At 71.6% G+C, this 16,104-nt stretch carries 17 protein-coding genes; 6 read left to right on the plus strand and 11 right to left on the minus strand.

The genetic code is table 11. From position 1 onward, the window contains the following. A partial coding sequence (locus ACFU3E_RS16300) for an FMN-binding protein (protein ID WP_384157597.1) occupies nt 1-416 on the plus strand: 416 nt, incomplete at its 5' end. Beyond that, complete coding sequence (locus ACFU3E_RS16305; protein ID WP_384157600.1) at nt 409-1,212, plus strand: FAD:protein FMN transferase; 804 nt, start codon at nt 409-411, stop codon at nt 1,210-1,212. The genes ACFU3E_RS16300 and ACFU3E_RS16305, both read left to right, overlap by 8 nt. Before the next feature lie 161 nt (nt 1,213-1,373). Here ACFU3E_RS16305 and ACFU3E_RS16310 read toward each other — a convergent pair whose 3' ends face one another. The 6 genes from ACFU3E_RS16310 to ACFU3E_RS16335 all read right to left on the minus strand — a co-directional run bounded on the left by ACFU3E_RS16310 (nt 1,374) and on the right by ACFU3E_RS16335 (nt 8,993). Then, nucleotides 1,374-1,919, minus strand: coding sequence for an arginine repressor (locus ACFU3E_RS16310; protein ID WP_033311957.1), 546 nt, complete (start codon nt 1,917-1,919; stop codon nt 1,374-1,376). A gap of 7 nt (nt 1,920-1,926) precedes the next feature. Beyond that, a complete protein-coding gene (locus ACFU3E_RS16315; protein WP_384157603.1) occupies nt 1,927-3,126 on the minus strand; it encodes an acetylornithine transaminase in 1,200 nt (399 codons plus the stop codon). Further along, nucleotides 3,123-4,040, minus strand: a complete 918-nt coding sequence (gene argB, locus ACFU3E_RS16320) for an acetylglutamate kinase (RefSeq protein ID WP_384157606.1) — start codon at nt 4,038-4,040, stop codon at nt 3,123-3,125. Before argB ends, ACFU3E_RS16315 begins: the two co-directional genes overlap by 4 nt. Next, nucleotides 4,037-5,188, minus strand: a complete 1,152-nt coding sequence (argJ, locus tag ACFU3E_RS16325) for a bifunctional glutamate N-acetyltransferase/amino-acid acetyltransferase ArgJ (RefSeq protein ID WP_384157608.1) — start codon at nt 5,186-5,188, stop codon at nt 4,037-4,039. The genes argB and argJ overlap by 4 nt, the downstream gene beginning before the upstream one ends. After that, nucleotides 5,185-6,213 (minus strand): N-acetyl-gamma-glutamyl-phosphate reductase, encoded by a 1,029-nt coding sequence (gene argC / locus ACFU3E_RS16330; RefSeq protein WP_384157611.1) that lies wholly within the window; start codon nt 6,211-6,213, stop codon nt 5,185-5,187. The genes argJ and argC overlap by 4 nt, the downstream gene beginning before the upstream one ends. Before the next feature lie 293 nt (nt 6,214-6,506). Further along, nucleotides 6,507-8,993, minus strand: a complete 2,487-nt coding sequence (locus tag ACFU3E_RS16335) for an alpha-L-arabinofuranosidase C-terminal domain-containing protein (protein WP_384157614.1) — start codon at nt 8,991-8,993, stop codon at nt 6,507-6,509. A gap of 137 nt (nt 8,994-9,130) precedes the next feature. On the opposite strand from ACFU3E_RS16335, the gene ACFU3E_RS16340 reads away from it, so the two are divergent. Continuing rightward, nucleotides 9,131-9,571 carry a DUF6314 family protein gene (locus tag ACFU3E_RS16340; RefSeq protein WP_384157617.1) on the plus strand — a complete coding sequence of 147 codons (441 nt, stop codon included), beginning with the start codon at nt 9,131-9,133 and terminating at the stop codon, nt 9,569-9,571. Nucleotides 9,572-9,584: 13 nt separating this feature from the next. Here ACFU3E_RS16340 and ACFU3E_RS16345 read toward each other — a convergent pair whose 3' ends face one another. The 3 genes from ACFU3E_RS16345 to ACFU3E_RS16355 form a co-directional block, all read right to left on the minus strand. Beyond that, nucleotides 9,585-10,178, minus strand: a complete 594-nt coding sequence (locus ACFU3E_RS16345) for a histidine phosphatase family protein (protein WP_384157619.1) — start codon at nt 10,176-10,178, stop codon at nt 9,585-9,587. A gap of 73 nt (nt 10,179-10,251) precedes the next feature. Beyond that, on the minus strand, nt 10,252-10,692 hold the full coding sequence (locus tag ACFU3E_RS16350; RefSeq protein WP_384157622.1) for a GNAT family N-acetyltransferase: 441 nt from the start codon (nt 10,690-10,692) through the stop codon (nt 10,252-10,254). Next, nucleotides 10,689-12,170, minus strand: a complete 1,482-nt coding sequence (locus tag ACFU3E_RS16355) for a PLP-dependent aminotransferase family protein (RefSeq protein WP_384157625.1) — start codon at nt 12,168-12,170, stop codon at nt 10,689-10,691. The genes ACFU3E_RS16350 and ACFU3E_RS16355 overlap by 4 nt, the downstream gene beginning before the upstream one ends. Here ACFU3E_RS16355 and ACFU3E_RS16360 point away from each other — a divergent pair. Together ACFU3E_RS16360 and ACFU3E_RS16365 are read left to right on the plus strand one after the other, a co-directional pair. After that, entirely contained in the window at nt 12,169-13,089 is a 921-nt protein-coding gene (locus tag ACFU3E_RS16360) for a DMT family transporter (RefSeq protein WP_384157628.1), read from the plus strand. The genes ACFU3E_RS16355 and ACFU3E_RS16360 overlap by 2 nt on opposite strands. 93 nt (nt 13,090-13,182) lie before the next feature. After that, the gene (locus ACFU3E_RS16365) at nt 13,183-13,383 is read left to right on the plus strand and encodes a DUF1918 domain-containing protein (protein WP_010045242.1); all 201 of its coding nucleotides are present in this window, start codon (nt 13,183-13,185) and stop codon (nt 13,381-13,383) included. Between the two features lies 1 nt (nt 13,384). Here ACFU3E_RS16365 and ACFU3E_RS16370 read toward each other — a convergent pair whose 3' ends face one another. Next, nucleotides 13,385-14,620: a glycoside hydrolase family 10 protein gene (locus ACFU3E_RS16370; protein WP_384157632.1), complete on the minus strand. Its 1,236-nt coding sequence runs from the start codon at nt 14,618-14,620 to the stop codon at nt 13,385-13,387. Nucleotides 14,621-14,794: 174 nt separating this feature from the next. Between ACFU3E_RS16370 and ACFU3E_RS16375 the strand changes: the two genes are divergently transcribed. After that, nucleotides 14,795-15,670 (plus strand): 3-hydroxybutyryl-CoA dehydrogenase, encoded by an 876-nt coding sequence (locus ACFU3E_RS16375; RefSeq protein ID WP_384157635.1) that lies wholly within the window; start codon nt 14,795-14,797, stop codon nt 15,668-15,670. Between the two features lie 22 nt (nt 15,671-15,692). On the opposite strand, the gene ACFU3E_RS16380 is transcribed toward ACFU3E_RS16375, so the two are convergent. Beyond that, nucleotides 15,693-15,866, minus strand: coding sequence for a hypothetical protein (locus ACFU3E_RS16380; RefSeq protein ID WP_384157638.1), 174 nt, complete (start codon nt 15,864-15,866; stop codon nt 15,693-15,695). Nucleotides 15,867-16,104: the final 238 nt, after the last annotated feature.

Below are 16,104 nucleotides of genomic sequence, written 5' to 3' on the forward strand. Positions count from 1 at the left end.
GAAACGCGGACATCGACGCGGTCTCGGGCGCCACGTACACCAGCGCCGGCTACAAGAAGTCGCTCCAGTCGGCCCTGGACAAGGCTCCGGCCGGGGGCGGCGGCTCCTCGCAGGCCGCGGGTTCGGGAGGCGGCCAGGCCGAGACGCAGACGCTGACCGGCAGCGCGGCGCAGACGCAGTACGGTCCGGTCCAGGTGCGGGTGACCGTCACCGGCGGGAAGATCACCAAGGCCGAGGCCGTCCAGGCCCCCAAGGGCGGCCGCAGCGACCAGATCACCTCCTCCTCCGTCCCCCGCCTCAACCAGGCCGCCGTCACGGCCGGAAACGCGGACATCGACGCGGTCTCGGGCGCCACGTACACCAGCGCCGGCTACAAGCAGTCCCTCCAGTCCGCGCTGGACCAGGCCGGTGGCTGACACGGTGGCCGACTCCGCACAGGCTCCCGCCGCGGTACGTCATGCCGAGGAGACGATGGGGACCGTCTTCTCCTTCGACGTCCGCGGCGGGGAACCGGCCGCCGTGCGCGCTGCCCTCGACGAGGCCGTAGCCGGACTGCACCGCGTCGACGAGGTGTTCAGCACGTACCGCGAGGACAGCCAGATCTCGCGGCTGCAGCGCGGGGAGGTGACCGTCGCGGAGTGCGATCCCGAGGTCGCCGAGGTGCTGGAACTGGCCGCCGAGGCGGAGCGGCTGAGCGACGGCTGGTTCAGCACGTCGTACCGGGGCCGCCTCGATCCGACCGGCATCGTCAAGGGCTGGGCGGTCGAGCGGGCGGCGCGGGGGCTGGCCGATGTGCCCGGGGTGTGCGGAGTGAACCTGAACGGCGGCGGCGATGTGCAGTTGCTCGGGACACCGGGTGGGCAGCGGCCGTGGCGCGTGGGCGTGTCCGACCCGTTGCGTCCGGGGGGTCTCGCGGCAGTCGTCTCCGCGGCCGGGATGGCGGAGCTGTCCGTGGCCACGTCCGGGACGGCGGAGCGGGGAGACCACATCGTCGATCCCCGTACGGGGCGTTCCGCGGTGACCGACCTTGTCGCCGTGACGGTGGTGGGCCCCCGGCTCACGTGGGTGGACTGCTGGGCGACGGCGGCGTTCGCGATGGGCTCGCGGGAGGGGCTGGCGTGGCTGGAGTCGCTGCCGGATGTGGAGGCGCTGTTGATCACGGCTGGGGACGAGGTGCGCTGTACCGGGGGGTTGGCGGCGCGGCTGGGGTGAGTTGTGGCTTCGAGGGCGGAGGCTCCGCAGCCGGCGTAGCGGGGTGCCGCTGCGGTTATGCGTGCCGTCCCTGGCGGCACGCATAACCGCAGCTGACCAACCCAGGGGCGCGGGGAACTGCGCGACCGGCCATGGCCGCCCCCCGCCCGAACGACAACCACTCAGTGCCCGTTCTGCGCCAGCCTCAGCAGATGATCCGCCAGTGCCTGCCCACCCGTCGGCTCCCGGCTGATCAACAGCAACGTGTCGTCACCGGCGATCGTCCCCAGGATGTCGTGCAGCTCGGCCTGGTCGATGGCAGAGGCCAGGAACTGCGCCGCCCCCGGAGGGGTACGCAGCACCACGAGGTTCGCCGAAGCCTCCGCGGAGATCAGCAGCTCCTGCGAGAGCCGCCGCATCCGCTCCTCCTTCGCCGACCCGCCCAGCGGAGCACGCGGTGTACGGAACCCGCCCTCACTGGGCACCGCGTAGATCAGGTCGCCGTCGGCGTTGCGGATCTTCACCGCGTTCAGCTCGTCCAGGTCCCGGCTGAGCGTCGCCTGCGTGACGCTCAGTCCGTCGTCGGCGAGCAGCTTCGCCAGCTGGCTCTGCGAGCGGACCGGCTGCCGGTTGAGGATGTCCACGATCCGGCGGTGGCGGGCGGTGCGGGTCTGCGGCACGGCGGGCCCGTTCGCCCCCGGCTGCTCGTGGTCCTGCGCCTGGCTCATCGTCGTCTCATTCCCCGGATCGTCCGTCCCCGCATACTGCCTGGAGGATGCCGGGCAGCGCCCCGAGGAACGCGTCCGCCTCGTCGTCGCCGAGGTTCAGCGGCGGCATCAGCCGGACGACGTCGGGGGCGGGCACGTTCACCAGGAATCCGGCCTCCTGAGCCGCCTGGCGCACCTGGGGCGCGAGCGGCTCGGTGAGCACGATACCCAGGAGGAGTCCCGTACCCCGGACGAAATCGATCAACTGGTGGCCGAGGCCCTCGATTCCGTCCCGCAGCCTCTCGCTCTGCCGTTTGACGTTCTCCAGCAACCCCTCGTTCTCGATGGTGTCGAGGACGGCGAGCCCGGCGGCGCAGGCGACGGGGTTGCCGCCGAAGGTCGTGCCGTGCTGGCCGGGCTGGAGCAGGTCGGCCGCGCGCCCGAAGGCGACGGTGGCGCCGAGCGGCAGTCCGCCGCCGAGCTGCTTGGCGAGGGTGACGATGTCGGGCAGGACGCCCTCGTGGGCCTGGTACTCGAACCAGTGCCCGGTCCGGCCGATCCCGGTCTGCACCTCGTCGAGGACCAGGAGCGCCCCGGTCGCTGCGGTGATGGCCCGGGCGGCCTTGAGGTAGCCGGCCGGGGGGACGACGACGCCGAGTTCGCCCTGGACCGGCTCGAGGATGACGAGCGCGGTCTCCTCGGTGACCGCTGCGGCCAGGGCCTGCGCGTCACCGAAGGGCACGTGGGTGACGTCGCCGGGCAGCGGCAGGAACGGCTCGCGCTTGCCGGTCTGGCCGGTCATCGCCAGGGCGCCCATGGTCCGCCCGTGGAAGGCGCCCTCGGTGGCGACGATGTGGGTCCGCCCGGTCAGCCGGCCGATCTTGAAGGCTGCCTCGTTGGCCTCGGCGCCGGAGTTGCAGAAGAAGACCTTGCCGTCCCGGCCGAAGAGGCGGAGCAGCCGCTCGGCGAGGGCGACGGTCGGCTCGGCCATGAAGAAGTTGGAGATGTGGCCGAGGGAGCCGATCTGGCGGCTCACGGCCTCGACGACCGCCGGGTGGGCGTGGCCGAGGGCGTTGGTGGCGATGCCGCCGACGAAGTCGAGGTACTCGGTGCCGTCGGCGTCCCACACCTTGGTGCCCTCGCCGCGTGCCAGGGGCAGCAGCGGGGTGCCGTAGTTGTTCATGAGCGCGCCCTGCCACCGCTCGGCGTACTCCTGGTGGGCGGTCATACGGCATCCCCCTCTTGCTCGTCCGGCACGACCATCGTGCCGATGCCCTCGTCGGTGAAGATCTCCAGCAGGATCGAGTGCTGGACCCGGCCGTCGATGACGCGGGCGGTGGTGACGCCGTTGCGTACGGCGTGCAGGCAGCCCTCCATCTTCGGCACCATGCCGGACGACAGGTCCGGCAGCAGCCGCTCCAGCTCGACGGCGGTGAGGCGGCTGATCACCTCGTCGCTGTGCGGCCAGTCCTCGTAGAGGCCCTCGACGTCCGTGAGGACCATGAGGGTTTCGGCGCCCAGAGCAGCAGCGAGTGCCGCAGCCGCCGTATCAGCATTAACGTTGTAGACATGCCCCACCTCACCGTCGTCCTGGGAGCGGGCGATCGAGGAGACGACCGGAATGCGGCCGTCGGCGAGCAGGGCCTCGATCGCGCCCGTGTCGATCGCGGTGATCTCGCCGACCCGCCCGATGTCGACCAACTCGCCGTCGATCTCGGGCCGGTGCTTGGTGGCGGTGATGGTGTGCGCGTCCTCGCCGGTGAGGCCGACGGCGAGCGGTCCGTGCTGGTTGAGCAGCCCGACCAGTTCGCGCTGGACCTGCCCGGCCAGCACCATCCGTACGACGTTCATGGCGTCCTCGGTGGTCACCCTGAGGCCCGCTTTGAACTCGCTGACGATGCCGTGCCGGTCGAGGGCGGCGCTGATCTGCGGGCCGCCGCCGTGCACGACGACGGGCTTGAGGCCGGCGTGGTGCAGGAACACCACGTCCTGGGCGAAGGCGGCCTTGAGATCCTCGTCGATCATGGCGTTGCCGCCGAACTTGATGACGACCGTCTTGCCGTTGTGCCGGACCAGCCAGGGCAGCGCCTCGATGAGGATCTGCGCCTTGGGCAGGGCGGTGTGTTTGCGGGTGGTGCTCATGACGAGTACGCGCTGTTCTCGTGGACGTAGTCCGCGGTGAGGTCGTTGGTCCAGATCGTCGCGGTCTCGGACCCGGCGGCGAGATCGGCGACGATGTGCACCTCGCGGTAGCGCATGTCGACCTTGTCGCGGTCCTCGCCGACTCCGCCGTTCTTGCACACCCAGACGCCGTTGATGGCGACGTTGAGCCGGTCCGGCTCGAAGGCGGCCCGCGTGGTGCCGATCGCGGAGAGCACACGGCCCCAGTTGGGGTCCTCGCCGTGGATGGCGCACTTGAGGAGGTTGTTGCGGGCGATGGAGCGGCCCACCTCGACGGCGTCGTCCTCGGTCGCGGCGTTGATCACCTCGACCTTGATGTCCTTGCTGGCGCCCTCGGCGTCCCGGATGAGCTGCTGGCCGAGGTCGTCGCAGACCTGCCGTACGGCCTCGGCGAACTCGGCGTGGTCCGGGGTGACGCCGGAGGCGCCGGAGGCGAGCAGCAGGACGGTGTCGTTGGTGGACATGCAGCCGTCGGAGTCGACCCGGTCGAAGGTCGTGCGGGTGGCGTCGCGCAGGGCCTTGTCGAGCACCTCGTCGTCGAGGGCGGCGTCGGTGGTGAGGACGACGAGCATGGTGGCGAGGCCGGGGGCGAGCATGCCCGCACCCTTGGCCATGCCGCCGACGGTCCAGCCGTCCTTGGTGACGACGGACGTCTTGTGGACGCTGTCGGTGGTCTTGATGGCGATGGCGGCCTTCTCACCGCCGTGCTCGCTCAGGGACGCGGCGGCCTTCTCGACGCCCGGGAGCAGCTTGTCCATCGGCAGGAGCACACCGATGAGGCCGGTCGAGCAGACGGCCACCTCGATGGCGCCCCGCCCGAGGACCTCGGCGGCCTTCTCGGCCGTCGCGTGGGTGTCCTGGAAGCCCTTGGGGCCCGTGCAGGCGTTGGCACCACCGGAGTTGAGGACGACGGCGGAGACCTGGCCGCTCTTCAGCACCTGCTCGGACCACAGGACCGGGGCGGCCTTCACACGGTTGGAGGTGAAGACGCCGGCGGCGGCGCGTCGGGGGCCGGTGTTGACCACGAGGGCCAGGTCGGGGTTGCCGTTCTCCTTGATCCCGGCGGCGATGCCCGCCGCCGTGAATCCCTTTGCTGCCGTCACACTCACGGCGCAACTCCGATCGTCGTCAGTCCGGTGGTCTCGTCGAGACCCAGGGCGATGTTCATGCTCTGGACGGCACCGCCCGCGGTGCCCTTGGTGAGGTTGTCGATGGCGCTGATCACGATGATCCGTCCGGCGGCGGCGTCGTACGCGACCTGCACCTGAACGGCGTTCGAACCGTGGACGGACGCCGTGGCGGGCCACTGTCCCTCGGGGAGCAGGTGCACGAACGGCTCGTCGGCGAAGGCCTTCTCGTAGGCGGCGCGCAGGGACTCGCCCGTGACGCCGTCGGCGGCCTTGGCGCTGCACGTGGCGAGGATGCCGCGGGGCATCGGCGCGAGGGTCGGGGTGAAGGACACCGTGACCGGGGCGCCGGCGGCCGCGCTGAGGTTCTGGGTGATCTCGGGGGTGTGCCGGTGCACGCCGCCGACTCCGTACGGGGACATCGACCCCATGACCTCGCTGCCCAGCAGGTGCGGCTTGGGTGCCTTGCCCGCGCCGGAGGTGCCGGACGCGGCGACGATCACGGCCTCGGCCCCGGCCAGGCCCGCGGCGTACGCCGGGAACAGGGCGAGGGAGACGGCGGTCGGGTAGCAGCCGGGCACCGCGACGCGCTTGGACCCCTCCAGCGCGGCGCGGGCACCCGGCAGTTCGGGAAGGCCGTAGGGCCAGGTTCCGGCGTGCGGCGAGCCGTAGAACCGCTCCCAGGCGGCGGCGTCCGTCAGCCGGAAGTCGGCGCCCATGTCGATCACCAGCACGTCCGGGCCGAGCCGCTCGGCGACGGCGGCGGACTGCCCGTGCGGCAGCGCGAGGAAGACGACGTCATGACCGGCGAGGACCTCCGGGGTGGTCTCCTGGAGCACTCGGCCGGCCAGGGGCAACAGGTGCGGCTGGAGCGCACCGAGCCTCTGCCCCGCGTTCGAGTTGCCGGTCAGGGCACCGATCTCGACCTCGGGGTGCGCCAGGAGCAGACGCAGCAGTTCCCCGCCCGCGTACCCACTCGCTCCGGCCACTGCCGCACGTACCGCCATGGATCCTCCTCCTAGAGGGCATGACTATACGTTGAGCCGCAGTTTTATGCAATCGATGTCGTCCAGCCCCTGGCCGACCGGGTCAGCTCATGAACTCGGCGCAGGCGCCCAGTGTCACCCGGACCGGCCCCGCACCGGCCGGTGGATTCGGCCGGAAGAGCACACCACGGACGCGCCCCGGGGCGCGCCCTGACGGGCGCCAGGGCGGCAGCCACCCCCCGCCGGGCCGCCACCGGCCGCGCAGACATGTGGGCCGCCGCCCTCGGACGGCGGCCCACATCCGGGTCCGGCGGCTACCTCTGCTTGATCCTCAGGAACGTGACGGAGTTCGCCGGGAAGGTGTACGTGAACGTCCCGGCCACGCCCCGGAAGGTGGACGTCACGGGCGTCACCGGGGTGTCCGTCTCGGTGTTCACGGCGTCCTCGTCGGCGGCCAGCGTGGTGACGCGGGCCGTGGAGGCGACCTTGGCGCCACCGAGGTCGACGGCCGTACGGGCCTCGGCCGGCTGGGCGTTGACGACCTTGACGATCAGGTCACCGGTCCTGGCGTCCTTGGTGACGACCTGGCGGAACGGCTCGGCCGGCTTGTCGTCCTTGAAGCTGCCCCACTCCTTGCCGTCCAGGAACAGGGTGACCTGGCGGCCGCGCACCTTGATGTCGATGTCGTAGGCCCGGCCCGTCTCGATCGACCCGGCCTTCGTCATCAGGGTGCCCTTGCCGCCGTCCACGGCCTGCTCGATCGCGGACTGGGTGTTGTTCCAGCCGCCGAGGTTCCACCAGTAGTAGTTGCCGGTGTCCTTGACGCCGAAGGCGACGAGGAAGCCCTCCTTGCCGGACTTCTTGGTGGCCTTCACATGCAGGTCGTAGTCCTTCCAGGCCGGGTCGCCCGCCGTGACCATGGTGTTCTCGGCGGCGGCGTCGGTCTGGACGTAGCTCCCGTCCTGGATGCTCCAGCTGCCCGCGCCGGAGTGCTTCCACCGCGAGGCGTCACCGGAGAAGTCGTCGCTCAGCAGCGTCGAGCCGTCCGCGGAGGTGACCTTCACGTCGTCGTACGCGGCGCTGGTCGCCCACGTCGACAGGCCGACGGCGCCGGTGATGGGGCCGCTGACGTTCGGCGTGGTGGTGGCCTTCGACGGGACCACGCGGTCGCCGACGTTGGTCATGAAGAGCTTCTGGACCTCGTAGTTGGCCGAGTTCCAGGAGGCCCGGTTGTTGAACCAGATCATGTCCGGCCGCCACTGGACGTAGTCCTCGTTGGCGAGCAGCGGGGCGTAGGAGGCGAGCTTGACGATGTCCGCGTTGCGCTCCAGGCCGGTCATGAAGGCGGCTTCGGAGAGGCCGTTCTTCCAGGCGTTGCCCTGGGAGGCGTACTCGCCGAGGAAGACCTCGGGGCCCTTGCGGTCGTAGGAGTCGTAGCGGTCGTTGTTCTGCAGGAACCAGTTCGGGCTGTTGTAGTAGTGCTCGTCGACCATGTCGACCTTGCCCTCGCGGTTGAGCTGCCAGGCGGTGTCGAAGGTCGTGCCGGCGTCGTCCGGGCCCGAGTTGGAGATGACGGTGATGCCCGGGTACTCGGCCTTGATGGCGGCCCGGAACTGCTCGAAGCGGGCGAAGAACTCCTTGGGGAGGTTCTCCTCGTTGCCGACCCCGAGGTGGGTCAGGTGGAACGGCTTGGGGTGTCCCATCCGCGCGCGGACCTTGCCCCACTTCGAGGTCGCCGGGCCGTTGGCGAACTCGATGAGGTCGAGGGTGTCCTGGATGTGGCGCTTGAGCAGGGCGTCGTCGTCGGTGGCCTTGTTCTGGCCACAGCCGGTCACCAGGGCGGGGACGACGGGCAGCGGCATGGCGCCGATGTCCTCGGAGAAGCGGAAGTACTCGTAGTAGCCGAGGCCGTAGCTCTGGTTGTAGCCCCAGAAGTTGGCGTTGGTGGCGCGCTCCTCGACCGGGCCTACGGTGTCCTTCCACTGGTAGCTGCGCTTGCGCTGCCAGTTCGAGGCCTCGCTGTAGTCCTCCATGGAGCCGGTGTTGACCAGGCAGCCGCCGGGGAAGCGCACGAAGCCCGGCTTCAGGGCGGCGATCTTCTCGGCGAGGTCCTTGCGCAGGCCGTTCGGCTGGTTCTTGTACGTCTCGCGCGGGAACAGCGACACCTCGTCGAGCGCGGCGGCGTTCGCCGAGGCGACGGCGAGCCGTCCTCGGTTGCTCGTGCGGGCGGCCGTGAACGTGGCCTTGTACTTGACCCAGCCGCCCTTCACCGCGATCCGGCGGGCGGTGGCCAGGCTGCCCGCGGCGTCCTTCAGCGAGACGGTGAGTGTGCTGCCGCTCTCGGCGCGGGCCCACACGGAGAAGTCGTACCGCTTGCCCTGCTCGACCCTGATGCCGGTGTTGTAGCCGGCGTTCGTGACGGACGAACCGGCGCCCAGGGAGAGGTAGTTGCGGTTGCGTTCGTTGAGCCGCCCGGCGTCGTTCACGACCTGGGCCGTGCCGCCGGCCGTCCAGGAGGTCAGGGGCGTGTAGGAGCCGTTGTCGGCGGTGGAGTACTCGAAGGAGCGGTTCTGTACGAGCTCGGCGTACAGACCGCCGTCGGCGGCCCGGTTGATGTCCTCGAAGAAGACGCCGTACATCGTGTCGTCGATCGCGGCGCCCCTGGCGGACGGGTCGACGGTGATCGCGTAGTCGGTGACGTCCTCGGCGTGCGCGGGGGCCGGTACGAGGGCCGCTGCCGTCAGGAGGGCGGTGGTCGTGAGACCCAGTCTCCATCGGGTGCGGGCGGCGGTGCTTGGCATGGATACTCCGCGGCTCTCTGGTAGAGGAGTGTTCGAAATGTCAGACATTGATCAGCACTTCGAACGGCAAGATAGGGAGGGGGCGGATGCGCGTCAATGGGTCACACAGCAATGGCCGGGGCGGAGAGCGGGGCAGGATGGGCGAGTTCTGGCCAGTGCCGGATGCCCTGGCGTATCTGGCCGGGCGCTGGCGGGTGTCACGGTCGGTGCGGGATCTCGCGAGTGGCGCGGAGGGCGAGTTCACGGGGAGCACCCTCTTCGAGGCGCTGGAGACCGGCGGGCTGCTGCACCACGAGTCCGGCACCTTCGTCTGGCAGGGCGTCGCCCGGCCCGCCGAGCGGACGCTGACGTTCCTGCCCGGCCCGGGCGGCACGGCGGACGTGCGGTTCGCCGACGGACGGCCGTTCCACGACCTGGACCTGGCGTCCGGCCGGCATGTCGCCGACCATCCCTGTTCGGCGGACCTCTACCGCGGCGAGTTCACCGTCCGCGGCATGGACCGCTGGCGGACGGTCTGGTGCGTCCGCGGCCCCGCCAAGGACCTGCTCCTGCGGACCGACTACGCGCGCGAGGGCTGAGCGGACACGACGGCTACGCCCGCGAGGGCTGAGCGGAGGCCCCGTCGAAGCGCAGGTTCCAGCGGCCCGCCCGGCCTGTCACGCAGGTCGTCGACAGCGGACGGACGTCGATGTTCCAGTACGCCGACGGCGGTGCCTTCAGGGCGTACACCAGGGCGGCCCGGATCACGGACGGCTCGGCCACCGCCACGATCCGGCAGCCGTCCTCGACGGGCCGGGTGTCGAGCCAGCCGCCGACCCGGGTGATGAAGTCGACCAGCGACTCACCGCCGTGCGGTGTGGCGCGGGGGTCGGCGAGCCAGGCGTCCACGGCCTCCGGCTCCCGGGCCATCGCCTCGCCCAGGGTCAGCCCGCGCCACCGGCCCATGCCGCAGTCGCGCAGGCCGAGCTGCACCAGCGGCGCGTACCCGAGCCCCTCCCCCGTCGCCCGGCTGCGCGGCGTCGGCGAGCAGTAGCGCAGTTCGGCCGCGGCGAGCGGCAGCAGCTTCCGGGCGACGCGCTCCACCTCGCCCCAGCCGGCCTGGTCCAGCGGCCGGTCGTCCTCGAAACGCTCGGCGAGCAGCGGGGAGCTGCGAGCGGCGGCGACGAAGGTGACCCGAAGTGGCATGCGGCGATCGTGAGCGCCGCAAGTGCGCAGGTCAAGAGGTGTTACCTACGAGTTACCCAGGGTGTACCGGCCCTTACTGGCCGAAGATCAGGGCCATCCAGTGCTCGGGCCGCTCCAGCCCGGCGAACCCGAGCTTCTCGTACACCCCGTGTGCGTCATGCGTGGCGAGCAGCACCCGCCGCACCCCGTACGACCGCAACTCCTCCCGTACGGAGGCCACAAGCGCGCTGCCGACGCCCTTGCCGCGCACCGACGGATCGACGTACACGTCACACAGCCATCCGAAGGTCGCCCGGTCGGTGATCACCCGGGCGTACGCCACCAACTCCCCCGACACCGTCTCGTACACGCCGAAGTTGAGCGACCCCTCGATCACCCGGTCCTGCCTCTCCCGGGGGCGCCCCAGCGCCCAGTACGCGTCGGTGGACAGCCAGTGGTGCACACGCTCGCGGTCGACGCGGCCGGGGTCGGTGGAGATCTCATAGCCCTCGGGCAGGATCGGCGTGTCGGTCATGTCCGCGATGCTCGCAGGCTGCCCGAAGGCACGTCGAGCGGTTGTCCCAGCACCTCGTCACAGGCCGTGCGCAGCCGCCGTACGCCCTCGGCGATCTCCCCGGTCCCGGCGACTGCGGCGAAGCTCAGGCGGATGTGCCCGGCGGGCGGCTCGGCGCTGAAGTAGGGGCGGCCGGGAGTGATCGCGACGCCGGCGCGAAGGGCGGCCGACACCAGGGCCGCCTCGTCGGCTCCGTCGGGAAGGCGTGGCCACAGGTGGTAGCCGCCGGACGGGACGTGCGGCAGTGCGATCTCCGGCAGGTGCCGGGCGAGGGCACCGGTCATCGCGTCCCGGCGGGCCTTCAGCTCCGCGGAGACGGCGCGCAGATGACGGGGCCAGGCAGGCGAGCCGACGAGTTCGAGTGCGGCTTCCTGGAGGGGACGCGGCACGAAGAACGTGTCGACGACCTGAATGGCGCGCAGCCGTTCCAGGACCGGTCCGCGGGCGGCCAGCGCACTCACCCGGAAGCTCGGCGAGGTCGCCTTGGTCAGTGAGGAGACATGGACGACGACGCCGTCGGGGTCGTCGGCGGCCAGTGGGCGCGGCAGCGGCCCGGCGTCCTCGTGCACGAGCCGCCGCACGAAGTCGTCCTCGACGACGAACGCGCCCGCCTTCCGGGCGATGCGCAGCACCTCGGCGCGCCGCTCGGGTGCGAGCACGGCACCGGTGGGGTTCTGGAAGAGCGGCTGGCAGACGAAGGCCGGGGCGCCGGTGCCCCGGAATGCGTCGGCGAGCAGCGCCGGTTTCACCCCGTCGGCGTCCACCGGGACGGGCACCGGGCGCAGGCCCGCGGCACGGGCGATGGCGAGCATGCCGGGGTAGGTCGGCGACTCGACCAGGACGGGGGCGCCGGGCGGCGCGAGGGCGCGCAGGGCGGTGGTGAGCGCGGACTGCCCGCCGGCGGTGACCAGCACCTCGGCGGCCGTGACCGGGCCGCCGATGCTCCGCGCGAACCACTCGCGCAGTTCCGGCAGCCCTTCCATGGGCGGCCGCCCCCAGGCACCGGGACGCCGCCCGGCCCGCGCGAGGGCGGCGGCCATCGCCCGCTCCGGCTGCAGCGACGGGTGCAGATAGCCACCGCTGAACTCGATCACGCCGGGCGGCGGCGCGGCCAGCGACACCAGCACCCCGGAGGCGTCGACCGAGCGCGGCACCAGGTCGGCGGCGCCGTCGGCGCTGAGCGCGACCTCCTGCCAGGAGGTGTCCCCCGCGGGGGCCGGTGCCGTCCGGGCCTGTGCGCGGAACGCGCCCGCGCCGGGCCGGGTGACCACAAGGCCCTCGGCGGCGAGCTGTGCCAGGGCCCGCGACACCGTCACCGGGCTCACCCGGAACCTCTCGATGAGCGCCCGGCTCGACGGCAGCTTTCCACCCGGTGAGTAGCGGTCGAGCTCCCGCCTCAGATGTTCCACCAGTTCAGCCACGCTGCTACGCTCTTGCATGAGAGCACAGAGTAGCGCTACTACGCCGCCTTCGATAGCAGTCGCCGCTCCGGGTCCGGAACGCCCCGGCTTCGGCACCCTCCAGGCCGCCCTCGGCGTCGTCGCCTTCTCCCTCACGTTCCCCGCGACCGCCTGGGGGCTGGAGGGCTTCGGACCCTGGTCGCTGGTCGCCGTGCGGAGCGTCCTTGCCGCAGTGATCGCGGGCGGCTGTCTGCTGGTGCTGCGCGTGCCGCCGCCCGCCCGCCGGCACGGGCCGGGCCTCGCGGTCGTCGGGGCCGGGGTCGTCCTCGGCTTTCCCCTGCTGACCACACTGGCGCTGGAGACCTCCACCACCGCGCACGCCGCCGTCGTGGTCGGACTGCTCCCGCTGACCACCGCGCTCTTCTCCGCCCTGCGCGTCGGCACCCGCCCCTCGCGCACCTTCTGGATCGCCGCCCTCGCGGGCGCGGCGGCGGTGCTGGCCTTCACCGTGCAGCAGAGCGGCGGCGCCCTGACCACCGCGGACCTCTACCTCTTCGCCGCGCTGCTGGTCTGCGCGGCCGGCTACACCGAGGGCGGCCGGCTGGCCCGGGTCATGCCGGGCTGGCAGGTGATCGGCTGGGCGCTGGTGCTGTGCCTGCCACTGACGGTGCCCGTCGCCGCGCTCGCCCTGGCGCACGAACCCGTGCACCTGACCGCGCACAGCGTCACCGGCCTGCTGTGGGTCGCGGCGGGCTCGCAGTTCGCCGGGCTGGTCGTCTGGTACCGCGGCATGGCGGCCATCGGCATCCCCAAGGCCAGCCAGTTGCAGCTCGCCCAGCCGCTGCTCACACTGGTGTGGTCGGTGCTGCTGCTGGGCGAGCACCTCACGGTCGCCGCCCCGCTGACGGCCGCGGCGGTGCTGGTCTGCATCGCCGTCACACAGCGATCACGCGGCTGAGCGGGACGGCGTACGGCCACTGCCGGCCGGCGCCCCCCGCCGTAGACTCGGAGGCCACGGACCGCTGCTTCGCACCTCGTGAGGAGGCCCCAGATGCGCGCAACCGTGGGCGACCAGCTCGTCCAGCACGGCAGGGTGGTCGGTCAGCACGACAAGGTCGGCGAGATCGTCGAAGTGCTCGGCCAGGAGGGCAACCCCCCGTACCGCGTCCGGTTCGAGGACGGGCACGAGGGCGTGTGCTCCCCGGGACCCGACACGGAGATCCGGCACCGGGAGACCACCACCGGGCCATGACTCAGCGCGGGGGCGACGCCGGCTGCCCGTAGTGGTCGGCGACGACCCGCGCCATCGCCCCGATCCGGTCGGCCGCCACGTCCCTGGCGGCGAAGTAGACGTGGCCACGCACCTGCGGGTACTTCCCGGCCAGCGTCAGGTGGCGGGAGAGTTCGCCCGTCTCCTGCCACCCCGCGGGCTGCTCCGGGTCACCTGCCTTGTACAGCGCCTCCCCCACGTAGAGCTGTGTCGAGCTGCCGCGGGCGACCTCCGCCCACCAGGGCACCAGCTTGGCGTAGTCGGCGGCGGCGAAGCCGATGTTCCAGTACAGCTGCGGGACGATGTAGTCGATCCAGCCCTCGCGCACCCACGTGCGCGTGTCCGCGTGCAGGTCGTCGTACGTCTGCACACCCGCCCGGGTGTCCGAGCCGAGCGGGTCGGTCGCGGCGTTGCGCCACACGCCGAAGGGGCTGATACCGAAACGGGCGCCCGGCCGGACCTCCTTGATGCGGTCCGCCGTCTCCCGCACCAGCCGGTCGATGTTGTCCCGCCGCCACGCGGCCCGGTCCGGGAAGCCGCTGCCGTGCTGGTCGTAGGCCGCGTCGTCGTCGAAGCTCTGCCCCGCCACGGGGTACGGGTAGAAGTAGTCGTCGAAGTGGACGCCGTCCACGGGATACTTCGCCACCGCGTCGAGCATCGCGTCCTCGACGAAGGCGCGGACCTCGGGCAGCCCCGGGTCGTAGAAGAGCTTCCCGCCGTACGTCACCACCCAGTCCGGGTTCCGGCGTGCGGGGTGGGAGGCGGCGAGCCGGTCCAGGTCGGTGTGGGCGGCGATCCGGTACGGGTTGAACCAGGCGTGCAGCTGAAGGCCCCGGGCATGCGCCTCCTCCACCGCCGTACCCAGCGGGTCCCAGCCGGGGTCCTTGCCCTGGGTGCCGGTGAGGTACTGCGACCAGGGTTCGTACGGCGAGGGCCACAGGGCGTCCGCCGTGGGCCGGACCTGGAAGAACACGGTGTTGAGCCGGTTGCGGACCGCGGTGTCGAGGTGGGTGAGCAGCTCGGCGCGCTGCTGCGACGCGCTCAGCCCGGGCTTCGACGGCCAGTCCCGGTTGGCCACGGACGCGATCCAGACGCCCCGCATCCCGGAGTGCGGCGCCCCGCCCCGGCGCCCGGTCGCGGCCGACGCCTGAGGCATCATCGTGAAGGCCGACAGCGCCGCCGCCGCGAACGCCCTGCGTGACACTGGTCCCATCCGCATGCCCCAAAAAGCCGCGGATCCGCCCGGTCGCGGATCGCTCCGGGGCCAGCATGCCCGATGCGAACGCGACCCCGGCGATCGATCATCGATACTTGGCGGTAACGTGCACGAACGGAGCAGGCGCCGGGACCCGGCCGGTCTGCCCGGTCGTGGATCAGCAGCGAAAGGGACGATGTGACGGAGACCCCAGCGGGAGACATTGCACGCGTCGGAGTCGTGGGCTGCGGTCAGATGGGCGCGGGGATCGCCGAGGTGTGCGCCCGGGCCGGCCTGGACGTCATGGTCGCCGAGACCACCGGCGAAGCCCTGGAGATCGGCCGCACCCGGCTGTTCACCTCCCTGGCCAAGGCAGCGGAACGCGGCAAGATCACCGAGGAGGAGCAGGAGGCCACGCTGGCCCGCCTGAGCTTCACCACGGACCTCGGCGAGTTCGCCGACCGTGACCTGGTGATCGAGGCCGTCGTGGAGAACGAGCAGGTCAAGACCGAGATCTTCCAGGTGCTCGACCAGGTCGTGACCCGGCCTGAGGCGATCCTGGCGTCCAACACCTCCTCGATCCCGCTGGTGAAGCTGGCGGTGGCGACCTCGCGGCCCGACCAGGTCATCGGCATCCACTTCTTCAACCCGGCCCCGGTGCAGAAGCTCGTCGAGCTGATCCCGGCGCTCACCACGTCCGAGGGCACGATCAGCCGCGCCCAGCTCTTCACGGAGAAGCTGCTGGGCAAGCACGCGATCCGCGCCCAGGACCGCTCCGGCTTCGTGGTCAACGCGCTGCTGATCCCGTACCTGCTCTCCGCGATCCGGATGTTCGAGACGGGCATCGCCAGCCGCGAGGACATCGACAACGGCATGGAGATGGGCTGCGCCCACCCGATGGGCCCTCTGAAGCTGTCCGACCTGATCGGCCTGGACACGGTCGCCTCGGTCGCGCAGTCCATGTACGAGGAGTACAAGGAGCCCCTGTACGCCGCTCCCCCGCTCCTGCAGCGCATGGTCGACGCGGGCCGGCTGGGCCGCAAGACGGGCTCGGGCTTCTACACCTACGCCTGACCGTCCGGCTGACGCAGCCACCTCAACGCCGCCGCTCCTCCGGCCACGGCCGGAACCGGCGGCGTCCCCATTCCTGCGCCTGCCCGCTGAGGCGGCGGTGCAGCCAGCCCACCCAGAAGCCGAGCGGAGTGGCCACGAGAGCGAGCAGCAGCGCCGTACCCCACTCCTGCCCGCCGGAGGAGAACCGGAGCACCACGACCAACAGCGCGTAGAGCGCCAGCGCATAGGCCCGCGTTCTTCTGCCACTTCGTCATGACATCCCGGGTACCCCCGAGGCTGATTACGGACGGTCAGGTTTCGGCCAAGCTGCGGGCCCGGCACCGCACTTGGTGCCGGGCCCGCGGCATTCACACACCGTGTGCGCGTCGGGCTCGCATATGCCCTACGCACACTCTCCCCAGGCGCCCACCAGGCGAGTTGACTCCTCAGCGCGT

Source organism: Streptomyces sp. NPDC057424 (assembly GCF_042803315.1).
Lineage (GTDB): Bacteria > Actinomycetota > Actinomycetes > Streptomycetales > Streptomycetaceae > Streptomyces.

Coding starts and splice junctions, on each gene's coding strand:
- ACFU3E_RS16310 (WP_033311957.1), bottom strand. CDS start 1,919: ATGAGCCAGGCGCAGGACCACGAGCAGCCGGGGGCGAACGGGCCCGCC.
- ACFU3E_RS16315 (WP_384157603.1), bottom strand. CDS start 3,126: ATGACCGCCCACCAGGAGTACGCCGAGCGGTGGCAGGGCGCGCTCATG.
- argB (WP_384157606.1), bottom strand. CDS start 4,040: ATGAGCACCACCCGCAAACACACCGCCCTGCCCAAGGCGCAGATCCTC.
- argC (WP_384157611.1), bottom strand. CDS start 6,213: ATGGCGGTACGTGCGGCAGTGGCCGGAGCGAGTGGGTACGCGGGCGGG.
- ACFU3E_RS16335 (WP_384157614.1), bottom strand. CDS start 8,993: ATGCCAAGCACCGCCGCCCGCACCCGATGGAGACTGGGTCTCACGACC.
- ACFU3E_RS16340 (WP_384157617.1), top strand. CDS start 9,131: ATGGGCGAGTTCTGGCCAGTGCCGGATGCCCTGGCGTATCTGGCCGGG.
- ACFU3E_RS16345 (WP_384157619.1), bottom strand. CDS start 10,178: ATGCCACTTCGGGTCACCTTCGTCGCCGCCGCTCGCAGCTCCCCGCTG.
- ACFU3E_RS16350 (WP_384157622.1), bottom strand. CDS start 10,692: ATGACCGACACGCCGATCCTGCCCGAGGGCTATGAGATCTCCACCGAC.
- ACFU3E_RS16360 (WP_384157628.1), top strand. CDS start 12,169: ATGAGAGCACAGAGTAGCGCTACTACGCCGCCTTCGATAGCAGTCGCC.
- ACFU3E_RS16355 (WP_384157625.1), bottom strand. CDS start 12,170: ATGCAAGAGCGTAGCAGCGTGGCTGAACTGGTGGAACATCTGAGGCGG.
- ACFU3E_RS16365 (WP_010045242.1), top strand. CDS start 13,183: ATGCGCGCAACCGTGGGCGACCAGCTCGTCCAGCACGGCAGGGTGGTC.
- ACFU3E_RS16370 (WP_384157632.1), bottom strand. CDS start 14,620: ATGCGGATGGGACCAGTGTCACGCAGGGCGTTCGCGGCGGCGGCGCTG.